Consider the following 19,825-nt stretch of genomic DNA (forward strand, 5'->3'; position numbering starts at 1 on the left):
TGGCGCTGCAGGAGAGTCTGCTTTTTTGTTTTGCTGATTGCCTGCGCTTAAATGTAGGCATGCCATCCTTTTTGGCGCATATACATAACCGAGAAGAGGAGCATGGAGTCTCCGTGCCGCATGAGCGGAAGCGGAAGCTGCCGAAAGGAGGATGCCGTCTATGGATAACCGGTCCTACGGTTTGCGTTTTGATATTTATGAACGTGTCCATTTAACGGAGGATGTTGCAGGGATTGCCGAGCTTGAAGAAATTGAACTGGTTCCGCGCATTCAGGTGGTGACTCAGGAGGAGCATGCCGCACTTCGCGGTCATTTACAGCTGCAAGGCGTATACAGGGGAGAGGAAAATGAAATCAGGGAGCTGTACCACCAGATCCCGGTTGAAATTACCATTCCGATGAACCGTGTCACCAGGCTTGAGGATATTTCGATGGAAATAGAAAACTTTGATGTGGATCTGCTGTCCTTGCGGAGCTTGAATATCACGGGCATATTGACGTTGTACGGAGTTGACGGCACACAGACGGAGGAAGCGCCGCCGGGCTGGGAGGATGACGGATACACGACGGCTCATACTCCAGTGCCGGAGCAGCAGGAGCTTGTGGAGCGTTCTGCGGAGGAGTTTGGGCAGGGGCAGCAGTATGAGCAACAACAGCAGTATAAGAAACAACAGCAAAACAAGCAGCAGCAACAGAATAAACAGCAACAACAGTCTGAGCAGCAGCAGTATGAACAGCAGTTTGAGCAGCAGCAAGAGCAGGAGCAGGAGCAGACACTTAATGAAGAGTCGGTACAGACATTCTGGAATTCCCAACCGGAAGCAGCGCAGCCGCAGGAAGCCGAGGATCATACACTCGCAGATGTGATTCGCAATGAGGATCAGGAGATTGCGGATGTTACCAACGGTAAACCCGTAGTCTGGGAGCTGCAGCCCGAGCGGGAAGAGCCGGTGAAGGCAGTGGCCCGTGAGCCGGAGTCTGCCTCTGAGCATGAAGCTATTGAAGTGTTCAAGCAAGATATCCCGATCACGGCTGGACGGCCGGAAGAGCAGATTTCTTTTGCGGAGCCTTCTGTTACGACGTCGTCAGACACACCGGCAGAGGAGAAAAAAGAGCCGAAGGTTGCTTTTGGAAGCAAAAAGGTAACCGGTGTCGTAGCGGCCGAAGCTGCACCTTATTCTTCGCTGATCACTTCACGTCCTGCCAAGGAAGCCGAACTTGTGTATGATGAAAGCGCTGATCTGACTGCCCCTGAAGAAGACGGCGAACCGGGGGTGGATAACGGGAAATGGAAAGCCCTTTTTCAGCATGGATTTCAGGAGGAAACCCGGTTCCGCAAGGTCAGGCTGTGCATTGTTCAGCGTGAGGAGACGCTGGAATCGATTGCGGAACGGTACGAGCTGAGCGCACGGGAGCTGCAGATGCATAACCGGCTAAGCGAACAGAACGTAGAAGAAGGCCAGGTACTGTATATTCCATAATAGCTTGAAGACCCGGACAGCCTGCCGCATGACAGCGGCGGGTTGTTGGTATGCAAAGGGGAAGTCAGGGTTATGCTAAAGAATATATGTCTGAAATTGTGCGCCTCGACGGTTGACTAAGAGGGGCAGGCAAGTTATTATGTGGTATATCAGTTTAGGGAAACAAGAGCTTATATAAAAGACATTGAACGGGAAGAGTAGGCAGTATGACCTTCAGAGAGCGGAATTGCAGCGCTGGGAGATTCCGCAGGAACCAGCTGGCTGAAGTCGCCCGGGAGTCGCCTGTTTGAACATGCCCATTGCGGGGGCCATTAGTAGAACAAGGCCGGTGAGCGGCCGTTATCCGCATGAGTGTCGCAGTCTATGCCGTTTTAGGGCGGGATATGAGTGTGAAACAAAGGTGGTACCGCGAAAGAACAGCCTTTCGTCCTTTGAGGATGACGGGCTTTTTTTATGCCCAAAAAACGACCAATGCCAAAACCAATGATGGAGGTAAGGGAGCATGTCAGAACAAACGAACAAAACAACCTTGGAAATGCCGACGACGTATGATCCGAAGGCGGCGGAACAGAAATGGTATAGAACCTGGATCGAGGAAGGGTATTTCCGCGCAGGCCGTGTTCCCGAAGCGGAGCCTTTTACGATTGTTATTCCTCCTCCGAACGTAACCGGAATGCTGCATATGGGACATGCGCTGGATTTTACGCTGCAGGATATCATTATCCGTGTGAAGCGGATGCAGGGCTATGACGCCTTGTGGCTTCCGGGCGCCGACCACGCCGGGATTGCTACCCAGACCAAGGTGGAGCAAAAGCTGCGTGAAGAAGGGCTCACCCGCTATGATCTCGGCAGGGAGAAATTCCTGAAGAAAGTATGGGAATGGAAGGAGCACTATCTCGACAACATTCACAATCAATGGGAGAAGATGGGTTTTTCACTGGACTACTCCCGTGAGCGGTTCACTCTGGACGAAGGGTTGTCCAAAGCGGTGCGGACTGTTTTTGTTAAACTTTATGAAAAAGGTCTGATTTACCGGGGCAAGCGTATTATCAACTGGGACCCGGTTGCCCGCACCGCTCTTTCCGATATCGAAGTAGAACACAAAGAAGTCAACGGCCATCTGTACCATTTGCAGTACCCACTGAAAGACGGAAGCGGTCATATCACTGTGGCGACAACCCGTCCAGAAACGATGCTTGGGGATACGGCGGTTGCTGTTCATCCTGAAGATGAGCGGTATAAGGACATGATTGGCAAAATGCTCGTTCTGCCACTCACGGGACGGGAGATTCCTGTGATTGCCGACGACTACGTAGATAAAGAATTCGGCAGCGGTGCCGTTAAAATTACTCCTGCGCATGATCCGAACGATTTTGAAATGGGACAACGCCATAATCTGCCGCAGATTATCGTCATGGACGAGGATGGCAAAATGAACGCCGAAGCCGGGAAGTACCAGGGCCTTGACCGCAGCGACTGCCGCAAGCAGATCGTAGCGGATCTGAAGGAGCTGGGCGTGCTGATCCGCATTGAAGACCATGTGCACCAGGTAGGACACAGCGAACGGACCAATGCAGTTGTCGAGCCTTATCTGTCCACACAATGGTTCGTTAAAATGCAGCCGCTGGCTGAAACGGCTATTGAAGCGCAAAAGAGCGGAGAGGGCGTTAATTTCGTTCCGGACCGTTTTGAAAAAATCTACATGCACTGGATTGAAAATGTACGGGACTGGTGTATTTCACGCCAGCTATGGTGGGGACACCGCATTCCGGCATGGTATGATGCGGATACCGGTGAAGTGATTGTATCGGCTGAGGACCCAACGACTCTGCCTGAATATGCAGGCAGAAACCTCAAGCAGGATGAGGATGTGCTCGACACCTGGTTCAGCTCCGCCTTGTGGCCTTTTTCCACGCTGGGCTGGCCTGAGCAGACGGAAGATCTGCAGCGCTACTATCCTACCAATGTGCTGGTAACAGGCTATGATATCATCGGCTTCTGGGTATCCCGTATGATATTCACGGCCCTTGAATTCACAGGCGAGATCCCTTTCAAGGATGTCCTCATTCACGGTCTGATCCGTGCCTCCGATGGACGTAAAATGTCCAAATCGCTTGGCAACGGGGTAGACCCGCTTGAAGTGATCGACAACTACGGCGCCGACGCTATGCGTTACATGGTAGCTACAGGCAGCACACCGGGACAGGATCTTCGTTTCCGCGAGGAACGTGTCGAACAAGCACGGAATTTCGCTAACAAAATTTGGAATGCTTCCCGTTTTGCGCTGATGAATCTGGATGGATTTACCGCTTCCGATATTGATATTACAGGCGAGCTCAGCACGGCGGACCGCTGGATTCTTCATCGTCTGAACGAAACTTCGCGTGATATCACGCGTCTAATAGATGCTTATGAATTTGGCGAAACAGGTCGATTGCTGTATAACTTCATCTGGGACGATCTTTGCGACTGGTACATTGAATTTGCCAAGCTGTCTCTCTATGGTGAAGATGCTGCGGCCAAAAAGAAGACACAGTCTGTGCTTTCCTATGTGCTGGACCGCACGCTGCGCATGATTCATCCGTTCATGCCTTTCATTTCGGAGGAAATCTGGCAGCATCTGCCGCATGAAGGAGAGACGATCACGCTTGCCTCATGGCCGGTCTATGACCCTGCATTTGAAAACAGCGGGGCAGTAGCGGAAATGAACCTGCTGATGGACGTCATCCGGGCCGTACGCAACATCCGTGCGGAAGTGAACGTGCCAATGAGCAAAAAGGTAGAACTGCTGATCAAAGCGGGCGACCAGACGTATCTTGATATCCTGACCCGCAACAGCGATTATGTGCGCCGCTTCTGCAACACTTCCGAGTTTGAAGTCGGGATGGATACCGCAGTGCCGGACAAGGCGATGACGGCTGTTGTTACAGGCGCTGAGCTGTATCTGCCGCTGGCAGGGCTGCTGGATATTGACCAGGAGATCGCCAGACTTGAGAAGGAACTGCAGCATTTGGACAGCGAAGTGCAGCGGGTGGAGAAGAAATTGGCCAACGAAGGATTTGTGGCGAAGGCCCCTGCCAAGGTATTAGAAGAGGAACGCGCGAAGCAGGCCGACTACACGGAAAAACGCGATAAAGTGATTGCCCGCATTCGAGAGCTTAAGGGGTAATATGAAATCCATCGACATGAAGGTGAAGAAGATGTCGGATGTGCGCGGGACCGCTGCTGCGGCCCCCTTACAAACATACAATGAAGCGGTGGAATGGATTAACGGACTCATTCCTTTCGGGATCCGGCCGGGCCTGGAGCGGATTGAACGGCTGATGACCCTGCTGGGCGAGCCGCACCGCCATCTGAAATTTGTGCATGTCGCAGGGACGAACGGAAAGGGCTCGACCTGCGCCATGCTGACGTCGGTGCTGTTGCAGTCCGGGTATGATGTGGGGACGTTTACGTCCCCCTATATCACCAAATTTACGAACCGTTTTCAATTTAACGGCGAGGATATACCGGAAGAAACACTGCTTGAGCTGGCCAACCGGCTGTATCCGTTTGTAGCGGAGATCGCAGCGTCGGAACTCGGTTCACCTACAATGTTTGAGGTATCGACGGCCCTTGCGATTCTTTATTATGCCACTGTGACTTTTCCCGATGTTGTGGTATGGGAAACCGGGCTCGGGGGAAGGATGGATGTTACCAATATCGTTACTCCGATCGTGTCGGTCATTACCAATGTCGGGTACGATCATACCGATATTCTGGGGGATACGCTGGAACAGATTGCAGCGGAAAAAGCGGGGATTATCAAGCCCGGTGTTCCCGTAGTCAGCTGTGTAACCCAGCCTGAGGCGGCGGAGGTCGTCAGGCAGACTGCTGCGGATAAGCGCGCATCGCTGTATCTGGTCGGTGAGCAGTTTACATATGAGCCCTCTGGCGGGGATGCACACGGACAGACCCTCGTATTCCGCGGCCCTTTCCGGGAACTGCAAATCAGCCTCAGCCTGCTGGGTGAGCACCAGTGCGCTAATGCTGCGGGAGCCCTGATGACGCTGGAAGTGATGCGCCAGTATTTGGCGTTCGTCCTGGATGACGAGGATTTGCTGACCGGCTTCAGGAACGCCCGCTGGGCAGGGCGGCTTGAACTGGTATCCGGCAGTCCGCGGATCGTCATTGACGGTGCGCATAATCCGGAAGGGGCGGAGTCGTTGGCCAAGAGCCTGCCTTCAATCTACCGTTACCGGAAACTGATTTTAATGATGGGGATGCTTGCAAACAAGCATCACGAAGCATACTTGAAGCATATACTGCCACTAGTGGATACGCTTATCCTGACCGAACCCGATTTCCGTCGCAAAATGGATGCAGCCGAAATGGCAGGGATCGTGGAGAAACTCCGGCTGTCCTATGCTAAAGAACATGTGGAAGTCATCGTGGAACAGGACTGGAAGAAGGCTCTAGCGCTGCTGAAGTCCCGCACGGAAGCGGAGGACCTGGGGGTAGTCTCTGGCACATTGTATCTGATATCCGATGTGCGCGCGGCCCTTTTGCATCAAAGCGATTCGGAAAAAGGTTGGTGAGATCTTGTTAAATACTACGGAACATGTACATTTTATCGGTATCGGCGGTTACGGGATGAGTGCCATTGCACGCGTAATGCTGGAAATGGGCTATACTGTCACCGGGTCGGATGTAGCTTCACAGGAATTGACGGAAAAACTGGCGGCCAAGGGCGCCAAAATATATATCGGCCATACGGCAGAGCACGTGCAGGGCGCGGACCTGGTCGTATATTCGACGGCTTTGTCCAAGGACAATGTGGAACGTGTGACAGCAGAGCAACTGAACATTCCCACATTGCACCGTTCGCAAATGCTGGCAAGGCTGTTGAACGAACGTAAAGGAGTGGCTGTAGCCGGGGCGCATGGCAAAACAACCACTTCGTCTATGATCGCCCTCGTTATGGAGAAATGCGGGGCTGACCCCACTTACATCATCGGCGGGGAAATCATGAATGTTGGCACGAATGCCAAGGCAGGCGAAGGTGAATGCGTGGTTGCAGAGGCGGATGAGAGCGATGGTTCATTTCTGCAGTATCATCCCTGGATCGGCATCGTAACCAACATTGAGGCGGATCATCTCGAAAATTACGATGGGGATTTCAACCGTTTGAAGAGCGCCTATGTGCAGTTTTTGAATCAGGTCCGTTCGGATGGTACGGCTGTTGTCTGCGCCGATGACGAGAATATTCAAGAGATGCTGCCCAAGGTGTCCTGCAAAGTGACGACTTATGGGATCCATCAACCCGCGGATTATACGGCTACCGATATTCAATTGGGGGATCGCCAATCCTCGTATACCCTGAACAAGGGCGGTGTTCCTTTGGGAGTGATCCGTCTGGCTGTTCCGGGGAGACACAATGTATACAACTCCATGGCCACGGTCATTGCTTGTATGGGGGCGGGACTGGAGTTTGAAAAAATCGCAGCAGCCATCTTCGAATTCAGCGGTGCCAAACGCCGTTTCCAGGTGCTTGGGGAGGCGAACGATATTCTGGTCATAGACGATTATGCTCACCACCCGACGGAAATTGAAGCCACCATCAGTGCAGCCAAGGCGACCGGGAAGCGGATTATCGCGGTATTCCAGCCGCAGCGCTACACGAGGACCTTCTTTTTGCTGGATGCGTTCAGCCGTGCCTTCAGTGAAGCGGATGAAGTCATCATTACGGACATCTATTCCCCAGCCGGTGAACAAGAGATAGAAGGAGTTCATTCTTCCAAGCTCGTCGAATTGATCGTTCAGAACAGCAATGCCAACACGGCATATGTTCCGAGCAAAGAAGCGGTTATCGAGCGGCTCAGCGAGCACCTTCAACCCGGAGATCTTGTCCTGACGATGGGAGCGGGGGATATCTGGAAGGCCGGTGCGGCGCTTGCACGCACAATGAAAGAAAAAAACATATGACCCAAGAAACGGGGATGTCTCGCAAGTAAATTCTTCTACGGAGGATGAGAGACAGCCCCGTTTTTCTGGTTTGCATGACATTTTTGGAAAAGCCTTTGCATAAAGAACACTCCTTCTTCATACATCTGAATTGTAGGCAGTAAGGGACAAGGGAGTGTGCGGAGTGAATAATGCGAAAATGACATTCCGGTTCGATCAGGAAGGCAGAGAAATCAGCCCCAGCCACAATAAGGAACGAAATCCCCCGCATGTGGAGCGTCCCGTTTCCGGTGACCATCCTGTTGAGGGCGTCCGGTTGTTCCCTGCAAACAGCAGCGAGCAGCGGAAGCCGGCCGAGGCAATGGAGGATTACTATTTTGCAGAGGAATGGCAGGATCCCTTCAGCGCTTCCGCGGCATCATGGTCTGCACCAGGATATCGGGATACAGGATCAGGGGTTGTCCCCTCCCCTCCGAAGCGCCAGAACGCCTCAGGCTGGAAGCTGTTCGGGTCTGTGGCCAGCGCGCTGATGACCGGGGGGCTTTTTGGATATATTGTTCTGTATTTGTTTCAGTCGCCGGGCAATGCGGAGATTCCTTCCCTGCCTGCATGGTCTCAGACAGCTGCAGGGAACGGGGCTCAAACCAACGGCGCGGCTTCCGTTTCTCTAATCACGGCGGACATTCCCGCACAAAGCTTCTATATGCTGCAATACGGGGTGTTCAGTACGCCGGAGAGGGCCGAGCAGGCGAAGACGGAACTGCTGCAAGCAGGAACGGCCGCAGGGACGGACCCTTCGGACAGCTATCGTGTATATGCCGGAATATCGCCGGACAGGGAGGAAGCGAAGCTTCTCGGCAGCCGCCTGCAGGGCAGCGGAATCGATTTGTATGTGCGGGAGCTGCAGTTGCCCTCTCTTGATCAGGCTTTCTATAATGGCAGCGAAAATACGCTCCTTTCCTATTTCACAACGAGCACTGAACTGATTCAGCGGTTATGTCATCTGTCCGCCTCTCTGCTGAGTGATGAGCAGCTCCAGCCCGTCTCCGAATCGGACATGACAGCGCTGAATACGCTGCATCAGCAGTGGATGCAAGAGCTCTCGGCATTGACGCAGGGGCTTCCACCGGAGGGGAAGACGCTGTCGTCCGGTCTCGACAAGTCTATGAACGGGGCCATAACGGCTCTTTCCGAATTCAATAAAAACAGCTCAAAAGGACATCTGTGGGAGATTCAATCCATGATGATGCAATATGTCCGCCAGCAGAAGCAGCTGCTTGAATTCCTGAAACAGTAAGCACTCGCCAGCCATCCGGCAGGGAACTGGAAATAGTTCCCCTGCCGGATTTCTGTTTGTATTGAAAAGAAAATCACCGTATAATATGAGGGTGTCAAAAAATGGCGAGGTAGGTCAAGATGAAGAAGAATGCAGGAATGCTTTTATTGTTCATATTGCTGGGTTGGCTTGTCGGAGCATGGATTGCCAAGGCTCTGCAGTCTGTCAGCGTATTGTCTTTTCTTACCCGAGCTACCGACATATCCTGGTCGCCCCGGGCTGATCTGGATATTATAAGCTATAACATACACATTCAATTGCAGATGAGCCTGCTGAGCCTGATCGGCATCATTGCCGCTGTCTGGCTGTACCGCAGGCTTTAATTACTGAAAAAGGAGCCTTGCTCTTGGAAGAGACATGTACGCCCAAGCTTATACTGGCATCGACTTCTCCGCGAAGAAGGGAATTGCTTGCTTCCTTGCAGCTTCCGTTTGAGGTCGTGCCAAGTCATGCCGATGAATCCGTACAGGCAGGCTGGAGCCCCGATAAGATTGTGGAGACACTGGCCTTGCGTAAGGCCGGGGCTGTCGCGCGTACGATCAGGGAGCAGCATGACAACACCTTGATCATCGGCAGCGATACCATTGTAGTACTGAACGATGAAGTATTGGGGAAACCGGTTGACAAAGCGGATGCGGCGAGGATGATCACTTTACTGCAGGGCAGAACGCACCGGGTATTTACGGGAGTAGCCTGCATACATACGGGGACCGGTGAGCAGCGCGTTGGCTTCCGGGAAACTGCCGTGACCATGAAACCGCTTGATACAGAGGCGATTGCTGCATACGTTGAGACAGGAGAGCCTGCAGACAAAGCGGGCGCTTATGCCATTCAGGGACTTGGCGCTACATTGATCGAAGGTATTCAGGGTTGTTATTTTAATGTGGTGGGGCTGCCGATTTCGTTGCTCTCGGACATGCTGTCCGGTTTCGGAATTCGCGTGCTGCGCCCGTAAAGGGGAAGAAACAATGGAGTCGCCAACCTTAATGCTTCGCGACATCCCCCATGAGGACAGACCACGAGAACGAATGCTTCAGTATGGGCCGGAAGCCGTAAGCAATGCTGAACTGCTGGCTATTTTACTGCGTACGGGAACTCGCAGCGAATCTGCGCTGCATGTGGCCCACAGGGTTCTTCAGACCGCTGGGAGCCTGCGCCAGCTTGTAGATTTGAGCGTATCGGAGTTTACACAAATCAAGGGAATCGGTCTGGCCAAGGCGATCCAGTTAAAGGCAGGCATGGAACTGGGGCGGAGGCTTGTTCTGGCGCGCCATATGGAGTCGCCTGTCATCAAGAGCCCGCGTGATGTGGCTGATATGCTGTCCGAGCAGCTTCGTTATTTGCAGAAGGAGCATTTTGTATGCCTGTTTCTGAATACGAAAAACCATGTTATTGCCAGGGAAACACTGTCTATCGGCAGCTTGAACGCGGCTGTGGTGCACCCCAGGGAAGTATTCAGGGCCGCCATCAAGTGCAGCAGCGCTTCCATCATTTGTGCCCACAATCACCCGAGCGGTGATCCGTCACCAAGCACCGAAGATATCCAGTTGACCCGTCGTTTGGTTGAGGCGGGCAATATCGTCGGGATCGATGTGCTGGATCACATTGTCATCGGTGACGGAAAATACGTCAGTTTGAAGGAGCAAGGACTTATATAATATAATGTGTTGAGGATTTTAGCTAAAATCCGACGGATTTATGGTTTATACGTTTTTTTTCTGATGATGAAAATGATGGCCGTGCGGCGTGATACACAACAAAAGAGAATTTCAGGGAATAGAAAAGGAGATTACAGCATGTTTGGTGGATTTACTAAGGATTTGGGAATTGATCTGGGGACAGCGAATACACTGGTATATGTACGCGGCAGAGGCATTGTGGTAAGAGAGCCATCGGTAGTTGCGCTTCGTACGGACACCAAGAGCATTGAAGCGGTTGGTGAATCGGCCAAGAAGATGATCGGCCGGACTCCGGGGAACATCCGTGCCATCCGCCCGATGAAGGATGGGGTTATTGCAGATTTCGACACGACCGCTACGATGATCAAGTATTTTATCCGCCAGGCTCAGAAACAGCGCTCATTCTTCCCGCGTCACCCTAACGTTATGGTATGCGTGCCATCAGGCATTACCGCAGTGGAACAGCGTGCGGTCGAGGATGCGACCAAGCAGGCTGGAGCTCGCGAAGCTTATACGATTGAAGAGCCATTTGCGGCAGCCATCGGTGCGGATCTCCCTGTATGGGAGCCGACGGGCAGCATGGTTGTGGATATCGGCGGAGGAACGACCGAGGTAGCCGTTATCTCTCTCGGGGGCATTGTGACAAGCCGCTCCGTGCGTGTGGCGGGGGACGAAATGGACGAGTCCATTATTCAATATATTAAGCGCCAGTATAATCTGATGATCGGTGAGCGTACTTCGGAGCAGCTCAAGATGGAAATCGGTTCGGCTATGCCGCTGGAGCAGGTGGAAACGATGGAAATCCGCGGTCGTGACCTCGTATCCGGACTCCCCAAAACCATTACGATTACTTCTGATGAGATCAGCGAAGCGCTGTCCGACACCGTGAGTGCAATCGTGGACGCAGTTAAAGTTACACTTGAGAAATGTCCTCCGGAACTTGCGGCTGATATTATGGACAGAGGTATTGTGCTGACAGGCGGAGGGGCTCTGCTGCGCAATCTGGACAAACTGCTTGCCGACGAAACGGGAATGCCGGTCATTGTCGCCGAGAATCCGCTGGATTGTGTAGCGATTGGTACGGGCAAGGCGCTGGAAAATATTCATTTGTTCAAATCGCGCAGCAGCTCTGCAGTCCGCTCCAAACGCTGAGACGGGGGTGTAACAACTGTTTAAGCTGCTAGGCAACAAAAGGCTTTTCGTTCTGTTAATCGGTATCGTGTTGTTTATTGCCTTGATGGGAATTACACTCGGACAGCGGCAATCTCTTTCCTGGCCTGAGAAGTTTGTGAGAGATACGACCGGTTTTGTACAGAGTATTTTTTACAAGCCCGCTGCATTTATAGCGGGCTTCTTTGAAGATATCGGCAATATGAGGGCCATTTATGAGGAGAATGAACGGCTGAAGATCGGTGCAGCCCAGTATCAAACGGATAAGGTCCGCTTTAGCGGCCTGGAGGAAGAGAACAAGCGGCTCCAGGAGGCCCTGAACTTTACGGAGACGCAGCGCAACAAGTATAACTATGAGAACCGGATTGCACAAGTCCTTAGTGTGAGCGGTAACCCGACAGACAAAACACTGGTCATCGATATCGGCTCCAAGGACGGGGTCAAGCCGGGAATGGCGGTCAGATCCATCGACGGTCTCGTCGGAACCATCAGCAATACAAGCAATTTTAGTTCTACAGTCAAGCTTCTCACCTCGTTGGATGCCAAAGACCCGACCTCCAACGGGATTGCGGTTACGGTGGTCGGCAAGGAAGAATCCTTCGGCGTGCTGGAAAACTACAATCCGGCTAATGGCGGAACCTTTGAAGTGACCAAGATTAAAGAGGATGATCCCATCAAAGATGGAGACCAAATTATGACATCCGGTACAGGGGGAGCATTCCCAAAATACCTGCTGGTCGGGAAAGTAAAGGAAATCCGTGTGAGCGAGTTCGGCCAGACGCGAACGGCTATTATTGAGCCTGCAGCAAACTTTGTGGACTGGAAGGAACTGTTTGTTGTATTTACCCCAGAGGTGCAGGAATAATGCGGGTGCGCGGCCAAGTTTTGATTCTGCTGCTGTTCGTTTTGTTTATTGCGGAGGATACGATCCTTCCCTGGCTTATTCCGGATGCATGGCAGTTCCGCTTTTCGCCGAATCTCACGTTTGTTGTTATCCTTTTTGTGGCGGTTTATTACAGCCGGCATACCGCTCTTGTGTTGGGCCTGGTATTCGGACTGTTGCATGATATTATTTTTTACGGTTCCATGATCGGGGCTTACTCTTTTGCCATGGGACTGTCCGCTTATGTAATGGGGCTTGTTTTTCATTCACCGCGTGCGCTGATGCCGGTTATGATGAGCGTTGTTCTGCTGGGGAGCCTGCTGCTCGATTCCACCGTCTTTGGCATATACCAGCTTTTTCAGCTGAACCATCAGTTCTTTGACTGGGCGCTTGTGGAATACATGGCTCCCGACTTGTTTTTGCACTTTGTGTTTGCCCTTATTATTTATGTTCCCGTACGAAAGCAGCTTGAACGGCTCGAAAAACGGGTGAAAAAGGAAGAAGCGGCCTGAGTGGGCCGTTCGGGATGTGTAAGGACGATTTTTCCATGGTTTAGCAGGATTTTGGCGTTCCGACACGAAATGATTGGGATAGGAGGTACAGGCTAATGGCAGTAAAATCGAATCTTGTTACGATTAAAGGCATCAAAGACGGCCTGGTATTCCTGCTGGACGATCAGTGTGAATTTGAGGAATTGCTCGAAGAACTGCGTTATAAACTGGAACATACTCACCAAAATATTTTGACCGGACCGATTGTGCATGTGGATATTAAGCTGGGGAGCCGCGAAATCGGCAGCAGGCAAAAGGAGCTTCTGCTCGATACATTAAAGCAAAAAGGAAATCTGCTCATCCGTTCCATTGAGCCACCTGGGCCTAAGTCTGATCCAGAAAAGAAAAAGGAAAGCATTCACACGGTAACAGGAATGGTCCGGTCGGGACAGGTGCTTCATCATGACGGCAATCTGCTTTTTCTGGGAGATGTCAATCCCGGCGGAACGATAACTTGTACGGGCGATATATTTGTTCTGGGCGCATTGCGCGGGATAGCTCATGCGGGCAACGAAGGCAACAGGAACGCTATTATTGTCGCTTCCTACTTCTCCCCGACACAGCTCCGGATATCCGATGTAATCAGCCGCCCGCCGGACGAATGGGAAGCACGCGAGGCCGGAATAGAATTTGCGTATTTGCAGGAAGGCACCATGCAGATCGACAAGATGAGCAATATAGGCCGACTTCGCCGGGAATTTAATGTGTTTAAAGGAGTGTAGCACATGGGAGAGGCTATAGTCGTGACTTCAGGAAAAGGCGGCGTCGGCAAAACGACGACGTCAGCCAATATAGGTACCGCTCTTGCGCTACTCGGTAAAAAAGTATGTCTGGTGGATACCGACATCGGGCTGCGCAACCTGGATGTTGTGATGGGGCTGGAAAACCGGATTATATATGATTTGGTCGACGTTGCGGAAGGACGCTGCCGTTTGAACCAGGCTTTGGTGAAGGACAAGCGCTTTGACGAGTTGTATATGCTGCCCGCTGCGCAGACCAAGGACAAAAACGCCGTCTCGCCTGAGCAGGTGAAAGATATTATCCTTGAACTGAAAAAGGACTTTGAATATATCATTATCGACTGTCCGGCCGGCATTGAGCAGGGCTTCAAAAATGCCATTGCAGGCGCGGATCAGGCCATCGTTGTGACGACACCGGAGAACGCCGCCGTGAGGGATGCCGACCGTGTGATCGGCCTGCTGGAAAGCTCACATATTGCGTCTCCGAAGCTGATCGTGAACCGCATTCGCAACAGTATGGTTAGATCAGGGGATATGCTGGACATCGATGGCATACTCCAGGTGCTTAATATTGATCTTGTCGGTATTGTTCCTGATGACGAACTGGTAATCAAGGCGGCGAACACAGGGGAGCCTACGGTCATGAATCCTGACTCCCATGCTGCGATCGCATACCGCAATATTGCCAGACGCATTCTGGGAGATACGGTGCCTCTGATGCAGCTGGACCAAAAACAGGGTGTACTGACACGTTTCAAAAAATTTCTCGGCATAGGCTGAGTGTCTTCAATTAGCTGTAGAATATTACAGCTATCGTACTTTTTTTCCTCCGGGGCCTTTTGGCACCGGTTTTTCTTATTTTAGAAGGAAGATAAGTTCAACATAAGCGAGTGCCCGTCCTCATATACATAGTAGCAAAGAACCTCAATGGGGGGCTGGATATGGACAGGAAATCGGGAATTAAACAGCGCAGGGAGGAACGGATCCAGCGGCTGACCGAAATGCGGGGAGCTTCGGCGCCGACTGATGAACGTCACTGGACCGGCAGAATATCGGAACTGTCAAGCTATATCGATTTACCGCAGAGTGCCGAGCCTGACCCGGAACTGGTTTGGAAAAAAGAGCGTGAGCGTATGCACTCTGCCTTCAGGGAAGAACGAGGACCGTCCTTCCTGGCCACTTTAAGATGGCGTTTCGTGATTAGCTGTATACTGTTTGGAGCCATTTGGGCTGTGTTCCGTTGGGATATCCCCTATGCGGCCGAATCCAGACTTTTTATTGCAGATGCACTCAGCCGTGACATGGATATGACTGCAGCAGCGGAATGGTATACAGCCCATTTCGGGGGGGCGCCGTCCTTCCTGCCAACGTTCGGCGAGGAGGAGACAAGCTCGCAGGAGGTGAGCGCATCCGGCCACCCTGCAGCGCCGCTCGTGGGCACGGTTGTTCAGAGCTTCGCGGTAAGCCTTAAGGGGATTGAAATCGTTCCGGAACGGAACGGGACCAACCCGGCCCAGGTCAAAAGCATTGACGCAGGCCGTGTGCTGGAAGTGACGCATCATCCGCAGAACGGAACGACCGTGGTAATCAGGCATACAGGGGGGCTCACAGCCATATACGGAAAGGTAACAGGCACACAGCTGCAGGTGGATGATTGGGTTCAGAAGGGGGAGGCGATCGGACTTATTGCTGTCCGGGAAAGCGGGGAGAATGCCACCCTGTATTTTGCCGTCAAGCAGGATGATCGCTATATTGACCCTACGGAAGTGGTATCCTTTGATTAACATTCGCGGCGTAACGTTTGCTCTTCACCCCCTCTTTGTGCTGATTATGCTGGCATCCGTGTTCACCGGACATTTTATTGAGCTGATTACGCTGTTTGCTATCGTATTGATTCATGAGCTTGGACATGCTGCGGCGGCAGCTTTGCTTGGAGTCAAGGTGCTTTCGATTCAGCTGCTGCCGTTCGGAGGCGTGGCGGTAATGGAGGACCGGGGATGCCTGCCGGCCTGGAAGGAGATTGTCATCGCACTTGCCGGTCCCCTGCAAAATGGATTGATGATTCTGGCCCTTCTGTTTCTTAAAAGCTTTTTATGGGTAAATAACGACTTTACAACATATGCGATCCATGGCAATATCATCATCGCCCTGTTCAATTTGCTTCCGATTCTCCCTCTGGATGGCGGGAAAATTGTACAGGCCTTACTGAGCCTGCGGCTGCCCTATCATGTGACTTTGCTGTGGACGCTGCGGACGAGCATTTTGTTCAGCGCTTTATTTTGCCTTTATGCCGCTCTCCCCTTGTGGCTGAATACAGGAGGGCTGCAGCTCAATATGCTGGCTGTCGGTATTTTTCTGCTGTATTCCAATTTGGTCGATTACCGAAATATCCAATACCGGTTTGTCCGGTTTTTGCTGGGGCGGGATGCTCTCTTTTACCGACAGGCGGTTCAGGGGAATTTTGCCGTTCCTATATTCTCGCTCCCGGTGAAACATTTGGATTCGATATTGCGTCTGTTTAGAAGAGACAGGTATCATATTATATATGTTATGAATGAGCACGGCAAAATTATTGCCGTTCTGCCGGAGCAGCGAATTATCCGCTCCTACTTCAGCACACACGGAGGGAGAACGTGAATGTGCAGCGGCCCGGTCCAGAACCGGAGCCTCTATTCTGCAGTGTATTTTAATACCCGGGATAAAACTTTACAGTTATATAGAAGCAGCCGAAGCTGCCTGAATAAATGAGGCTGTACACGTTCTTCAAGATAGGAGAAACCATGAAACAGATGATTGTACACTGCAAACAGAATTCAACACAGATGGCTCTTCTGGAGAACGGAAGGCTGGTGGAATATGCGGCGGAGCGTGCCCGCAACCAGGGGACGCTGGGGGCGCTTTTTAAGGCGCGGGTTGTCAATGTCGTTCCTGGAATGCAGGCTGCATTTGTAGACATAGGGCAAAAGAAAAACGCTTTTTTATATGTAGATGATGTCCTTCATGCCCACCTGGATAAGCAGCCGTCCGTGAAACCAGCCATTACGGAACTGCTCAAACCTGGCCAGGAATTGATCGTACAGGTGTTCAAGGAGGCGGTTGGAAGCAAGGGAGCGCGTGTCACGACCCACTATTCGCTGCCTGGCCGCTGGATCGTTTATATGCCTGCCGCCGATTATATAGCAGTCTCCAAGAAAATAGAGCGTGAAGCCGAGCGCTCCAGGCTGAAGGGGATTGGTGAAGAAATCCGGCAGGGGGAGGAAGGATTGATCATCCGCACCGTATCCGAGGATGAGAGCCGTGAAGCGCTGAAAAGAGATCTGGAGCAGCTGAGAAAGCAGTGGCATGCGATTGTGAAGAAAGCGGGGCAGCAGACTGCGCCCTGCCTTCTGCATCGTGATTTGAGCATTGTTCAGCGGTTCATCCGGGATACGTTTACTCCGGAGCAGGATGAACTGATCATTGACCATGAGGGACAGGCGCAGGATGCGCTTTCCTATTTGCAGGATATGGGCATCACCGATGCAAGGGTCCGTTTGTATGACCGGGAAGAGCCGATTTTTCAGAAATTTGGCGTTCAGGAACAGCTGGACCGTGATTTTGCACGCAAAATATGGCTTAAGGGCGGGGGCTATATTGTCATTGATCATACAGAGGCCCTTACCGTCATTGATGTGAATACCGGAAAGTATACCGGCGGAAGCAATCTGGAGGAAACCGTAACCCGCACCAATCTTGAGGCAGCCGCGGAAATTGCACGGCTGATGAGTGTACGGGATATCGGCGGTATTATTATCGTGGATTTTATCGATATGGAGCGCGAGGAGCACCGCAGGGAGGTATCCGCTATTCTCGAAGAAGGCTTGAAGCAGGGCCGGACAAAATCATTTGTCGTCGGCTGGACCAAACTGGGTTTGCTGGAGATGACCCGGAAGAAGGTGCGTGCGGAAAGCCTGCCGGAGGAATGGAACAGCAGGTGAGATTGTAAAGGCTTGAAACATATCATGTCTTATGCTATACTCATTGAGTATGTGTACGGCGCTGAGATTTAGTATGCTGCACATGCTGTAACCGCTCCGAGCTGGTTGAAGTGTGTTCCCGAAGGGGAATGCCACCTGCATCAGGCGAGTCTGAGACATAAGGAGGTGCAGACAATGTACGCAATTATCGAGACAGGCGGTAAACAATACAAAGTTCAAGAGGGCGACGTATTGTATATCGAGAAACTGAACGCTAACGATGGTGACACTGTGACGTTTGACCGTGTTCTGGCAGTATCCGGCGACAATGGTTTTACAGCAGGCACACCACTCGTTTCCGGCGCTTCTGTAACGGCTACTGTGGAGAAGCATGGCAAAGGTCAAAAGGTTGTTGTTTATAAATACAAGCCGAAGAAGAACTACCATGTGAAACAAGGCCACCGTCAACCGTACACAAAAGTGACGATCGGAAAAATCCAGGCATAAGAGGGTCCGATAAGTGATTATCGTACAAATTAAACGTATGGAAGACGGAAGCATCCGGGGCTTTTCGGTGAAAGGTCATGCGAACTATGCCAAGCGCGGGGAAGACATTGTCTGCGCAGGCGTATCCGCTGTAACGGTCGGCACCGTCAATTCCATTGAAGCATTGGCCGGAGTGGTGCTTGATGCGAAGATGAGGAACGGCTTTTTGAGCGCCGATATTCCTGATCTGCCGGATGAAGGGGTCCGTTCCAAGGTTCAGCTGCTGATGGAGTCCATGGAGCTTATGCTGGAAGGTATTGCTGAGTCATACGGTGAGTATATTCAAATACAAAATAAATAAAAGAAGGAGGGGACATTCATGTTGAAATTGGATCTTCAGTTATTCGCATCGAAAAAAGGTGTAGGTTCCACAAAGAACGGACGTGACAGTAAAGCGAAGCGTCTGGGCGTAAAACGTGCTGACGGTCAGCTCGTGACTGGCGGAAGCATTCTGGTTCGTCAACGCGGAACGAAAATTCATCCGGGTACGAACGTAGGAATCGGTAAGGACGATACTTTGTTTGCGAAAGTGGACGGCGTTGTGAAATTCGAGCGTTGGGGCCGTGACCGCAAAAAAGTAAGCATCTATCCGGTTGATGTCGCTCCGGTAGCGGCTGCAGTAGAAGCTTAAACAGCGGTGTAATTCCGTGACAAAGCCTCCGGCATTTCTGCCGGGGGCTTTTTTTACACAAGCATGGACAGCGTTTTGTGCAGATGGTAATGAACTGGTAAGTAAGTCATGCTATACTTGAAAAGACTGATTAGCCATTTCAAGATCCAGAACGGAGAGAAAACCATGTTATCGCGGAAAAGGTTACCTCTGCTAGCGGTATGCTCGGCTCTAGCTCCCTTGGCGCTTGCTCTGCTGATTCCATGCCCCGTAACGGTCATCATTCTGGGTGCCTGGGGAGCAGCAGCAGCCTTGGCCGGGGTTGAGATTACCCGGCGAAACGCCGGGAAAGAGAATGCAGCGATGAAACGAGCGCTGGAAGAGACGGCGAACGCCGCTTTCAATCATCACAGGCATGATTGGATGAATGATTTACAGGTGCTGTATGGTTATATCCGGATGGGAAAGCATGATAAATCTGTAGAATATGTGGAAAGAATAAAGGAGCGTACCGCAGAGGACAGCAAGATATCCAGGCTGGGAATTCCTGCGCTTATATTTTATTTGCACACATTCCGGGTAACCTCTCAGAGCCTGCGGCTTGAGGTATATGTGGAAGATCAATTGCAACTGGGAGCTGTCATGTCTCCCGAAGACGGCGAGTCGCTCGCTTCGGCAGTAAGGGATACGGTGCAGGCGTATCAATGCGGCGTGGGCCGGTCGTCCTGGGGAGAAGTGCGCAGCTTGAAATTATATTTCGGTATGGATCAGGGAGACGTCATTGTCCGGTTTGAAGGCAGAGACCTGCCGGCCGATTCGGAAATGCTGATGCAGGTACGGGCCAAGCTGGAGAACCAAAGCTTGTGGATGGAGCAGCTTCCGTCCGGGCAAGCCTTTCAGCTTCGGATGCCGTACCAAACATAAGGATGGT

The 19,825-nt window shown here is 51.8% G+C and carries 20 protein-coding genes and 2 other annotated features; all 20 genes read left to right on the forward strand.

Going from position 1 to position 19,825, the window contains the following annotated elements:
* Positions 1 to 160: 160 nt before the first annotated feature.
* Complete coding sequence (locus ACE41H_RS10885) at positions 161 to 1,480, forward strand: LysM peptidoglycan-binding domain-containing protein (protein WP_375355254.1); 1,320 nt, start codon at positions 161 to 163, stop codon at positions 1,478 to 1,480.
* A 175-nt stretch (positions 1,481 to 1,655) separates the two neighbouring features.
* Positions 1,656 to 1,915: a binding site (T-box leader), on the forward strand.
* Between the two features lie 67 nt (positions 1,916 to 1,982).
* A complete protein-coding gene (locus ACE41H_RS10890) occupies positions 1,983 to 4,649 on the forward strand; it encodes a valine--tRNA ligase (RefSeq protein ID WP_375355255.1) in 2,667 nt (888 codons plus the stop codon).
* A 1-nt stretch (position 4,650) separates the two neighbouring features.
* Entirely contained in the window at positions 4,651 to 6,057 is a 1,407-nt protein-coding gene (locus ACE41H_RS10895) for a bifunctional folylpolyglutamate synthase/dihydrofolate synthase (protein ID WP_375355256.1), read from the forward strand.
* A gap of 4 nt (positions 6,058 to 6,061) precedes the next feature.
* Positions 6,062 to 7,444 carry a UDP-N-acetylmuramate--L-alanine ligase gene (murC, locus tag ACE41H_RS10900; RefSeq protein ID WP_375355257.1) on the forward strand — a complete coding sequence of 461 codons (1,383 nt, stop codon included), beginning with the start codon at positions 6,062 to 6,064 and terminating at the stop codon, positions 7,442 to 7,444.
* 163 nt (positions 7,445 to 7,607) lie between these two features.
* Positions 7,608 to 8,720 carry an SPOR domain-containing protein gene (locus ACE41H_RS10905; protein ID WP_375355259.1) on the forward strand — a complete coding sequence of 371 codons (1,113 nt, stop codon included), beginning with the start codon at positions 7,608 to 7,610 and terminating at the stop codon, positions 8,718 to 8,720.
* Positions 8,721 to 8,839: 119 nt separating this feature from the next.
* The gene (locus ACE41H_RS10910) at positions 8,840 to 9,082 is read left to right on the forward strand and encodes a DUF4321 domain-containing protein (protein WP_375355260.1); all 243 of its coding nucleotides are present in this window, start codon (positions 8,840 to 8,842) and stop codon (positions 9,080 to 9,082) included.
* Positions 9,083 to 9,105: 23 nt separating this feature from the next.
* Complete coding sequence (locus ACE41H_RS10915) at positions 9,106 to 9,714, forward strand: Maf family protein (RefSeq protein WP_375355261.1); 609 nt, start codon at positions 9,106 to 9,108, stop codon at positions 9,712 to 9,714.
* A 13-nt stretch (positions 9,715 to 9,727) separates the two neighbouring features.
* The gene (gene radC / locus ACE41H_RS10920) at positions 9,728 to 10,417 is read left to right on the forward strand and encodes a RadC family protein (RefSeq protein ID WP_375355262.1); all 690 of its coding nucleotides are present in this window, start codon (positions 9,728 to 9,730) and stop codon (positions 10,415 to 10,417) included.
* 138 nt (positions 10,418 to 10,555) lie between these two features.
* A complete protein-coding gene (locus tag ACE41H_RS10925; RefSeq protein ID WP_375355263.1) occupies positions 10,556 to 11,590 on the forward strand; it encodes a rod shape-determining protein in 1,035 nt (344 codons plus the stop codon).
* Between the two features lie 52 nt (positions 11,591 to 11,642).
* Positions 11,643 to 12,473, forward strand: a complete 831-nt coding sequence (gene mreC / locus ACE41H_RS10930; protein ID WP_375355291.1) for a rod shape-determining protein MreC — start codon at positions 11,643 to 11,645, stop codon at positions 12,471 to 12,473.
* Positions 12,473 to 13,003, forward strand: a complete 531-nt coding sequence (mreD, locus tag ACE41H_RS10935) for a rod shape-determining protein MreD (protein WP_375355264.1) — start codon at positions 12,473 to 12,475, stop codon at positions 13,001 to 13,003. Before mreC ends, mreD begins: the two co-directional genes overlap by 1 nt.
* Positions 13,004 to 13,098: 95 nt before the next feature.
* The gene (locus tag ACE41H_RS10940; RefSeq protein ID WP_375355265.1) at positions 13,099 to 13,764 is read left to right on the forward strand and encodes a septum site-determining protein MinC; all 666 of its coding nucleotides are present in this window, start codon (positions 13,099 to 13,101) and stop codon (positions 13,762 to 13,764) included.
* 3 nt (positions 13,765 to 13,767) lie between these two features.
* A complete protein-coding gene (minD, locus tag ACE41H_RS10945; RefSeq protein WP_375355266.1) occupies positions 13,768 to 14,562 on the forward strand; it encodes a septum site-determining protein MinD in 795 nt (264 codons plus the stop codon).
* 161 nt (positions 14,563 to 14,723) lie between these two features.
* The gene (locus tag ACE41H_RS10950; protein WP_375355267.1) at positions 14,724 to 15,566 is read left to right on the forward strand and encodes a peptidoglycan DD-metalloendopeptidase family protein; all 843 of its coding nucleotides are present in this window, start codon (positions 14,724 to 14,726) and stop codon (positions 15,564 to 15,566) included.
* On the forward strand, positions 15,559 to 16,419 hold the full coding sequence (locus tag ACE41H_RS10955) for a M50 family metallopeptidase (protein ID WP_375355292.1): 861 nt from the start codon (positions 15,559 to 15,561) through the stop codon (positions 16,417 to 16,419). Before ACE41H_RS10950 ends, ACE41H_RS10955 begins: the two co-directional genes overlap by 8 nt.
* 143 nt (positions 16,420 to 16,562) lie before the next feature.
* Positions 16,563 to 17,759: an Rne/Rng family ribonuclease gene (locus tag ACE41H_RS10960; protein WP_375355268.1), complete on the forward strand. Its 1,197-nt coding sequence runs from the start codon at positions 16,563 to 16,565 to the stop codon at positions 17,757 to 17,759.
* Positions 17,760 to 17,838: 79 nt separating this feature from the next.
* Positions 17,839 to 17,921, forward strand: a sequence feature (ribosomal protein L21 leader region).
* A gap of 12 nt (positions 17,922 to 17,933) precedes the next feature.
* The gene (gene rplU, locus ACE41H_RS10965) at positions 17,934 to 18,245 is read left to right on the forward strand and encodes a 50S ribosomal protein L21 (RefSeq protein ID WP_375355269.1); all 312 of its coding nucleotides are present in this window, start codon (positions 17,934 to 17,936) and stop codon (positions 18,243 to 18,245) included.
* 13 nt (positions 18,246 to 18,258) lie between these two features.
* Positions 18,259 to 18,585: a ribosomal-processing cysteine protease Prp gene (locus ACE41H_RS10970; protein WP_375355270.1), complete on the forward strand. Its 327-nt coding sequence runs from the start codon at positions 18,259 to 18,261 to the stop codon at positions 18,583 to 18,585.
* A gap of 18 nt (positions 18,586 to 18,603) precedes the next feature.
* Positions 18,604 to 18,915 carry a 50S ribosomal protein L27 gene (gene rpmA / locus ACE41H_RS10975; protein ID WP_305753298.1) on the forward strand — a complete coding sequence of 104 codons (312 nt, stop codon included), beginning with the start codon at positions 18,604 to 18,606 and terminating at the stop codon, positions 18,913 to 18,915.
* 165 nt (positions 18,916 to 19,080) lie between these two features.
* Positions 19,081 to 19,818: a Spo0B domain-containing protein gene (locus ACE41H_RS10980; protein WP_375355271.1), complete on the forward strand. Its 738-nt coding sequence runs from the start codon at positions 19,081 to 19,083 to the stop codon at positions 19,816 to 19,818.
* Positions 19,819 to 19,825 lie beyond the last annotated feature (7 nt).

Source organism: Paenibacillus enshidis (assembly GCF_042136365.1).
GTDB classification, from domain to species: Bacteria; Bacillota; Bacilli; order Paenibacillales; family Paenibacillaceae; genus Paenibacillus; species Paenibacillus enshidis.

Coding starts and splice junctions, on each gene's coding strand:
- ACE41H_RS10885 (WP_375355254.1), top strand. CDS start 161: ATGGATAACCGGTCCTACGGTTTGCGTTTTGATATTTATGAACGTGTC.
- ACE41H_RS10890 (WP_375355255.1), top strand. CDS start 1,983: ATGTCAGAACAAACGAACAAAACAACCTTGGAAATGCCGACGACGTAT.
- ACE41H_RS10895 (WP_375355256.1), top strand. CDS start 4,651: ATGAAATCCATCGACATGAAGGTGAAGAAGATGTCGGATGTGCGCGGG.
- ACE41H_RS10910 (WP_375355260.1), top strand. CDS start 8,840: ATGAAGAAGAATGCAGGAATGCTTTTATTGTTCATATTGCTGGGTTGG.
- radC (WP_375355262.1), top strand. CDS start 9,728: ATGGAGTCGCCAACCTTAATGCTTCGCGACATCCCCCATGAGGACAGA.
- ACE41H_RS10925 (WP_375355263.1), top strand. CDS start 10,556: ATGTTTGGTGGATTTACTAAGGATTTGGGAATTGATCTGGGGACAGCG.
- mreD (WP_375355264.1), top strand. CDS start 12,473: ATGCGGGTGCGCGGCCAAGTTTTGATTCTGCTGCTGTTCGTTTTGTTT.
- ACE41H_RS10940 (WP_375355265.1), top strand. CDS start 13,099: ATGGCAGTAAAATCGAATCTTGTTACGATTAAAGGCATCAAAGACGGC.
- minD (WP_375355266.1), top strand. CDS start 13,768: ATGGGAGAGGCTATAGTCGTGACTTCAGGAAAAGGCGGCGTCGGCAAA.
- ACE41H_RS10950 (WP_375355267.1), top strand. CDS start 14,724: ATGGACAGGAAATCGGGAATTAAACAGCGCAGGGAGGAACGGATCCAG.
- ACE41H_RS10960 (WP_375355268.1), top strand. CDS start 16,563: ATGAAACAGATGATTGTACACTGCAAACAGAATTCAACACAGATGGCT.
- rplU (WP_375355269.1), top strand. CDS start 17,934: ATGTACGCAATTATCGAGACAGGCGGTAAACAATACAAAGTTCAAGAG.
- rpmA (WP_305753298.1), top strand. CDS start 18,604: ATGTTGAAATTGGATCTTCAGTTATTCGCATCGAAAAAAGGTGTAGGT.
- ACE41H_RS10980 (WP_375355271.1), top strand. CDS start 19,081: ATGTTATCGCGGAAAAGGTTACCTCTGCTAGCGGTATGCTCGGCTCTA.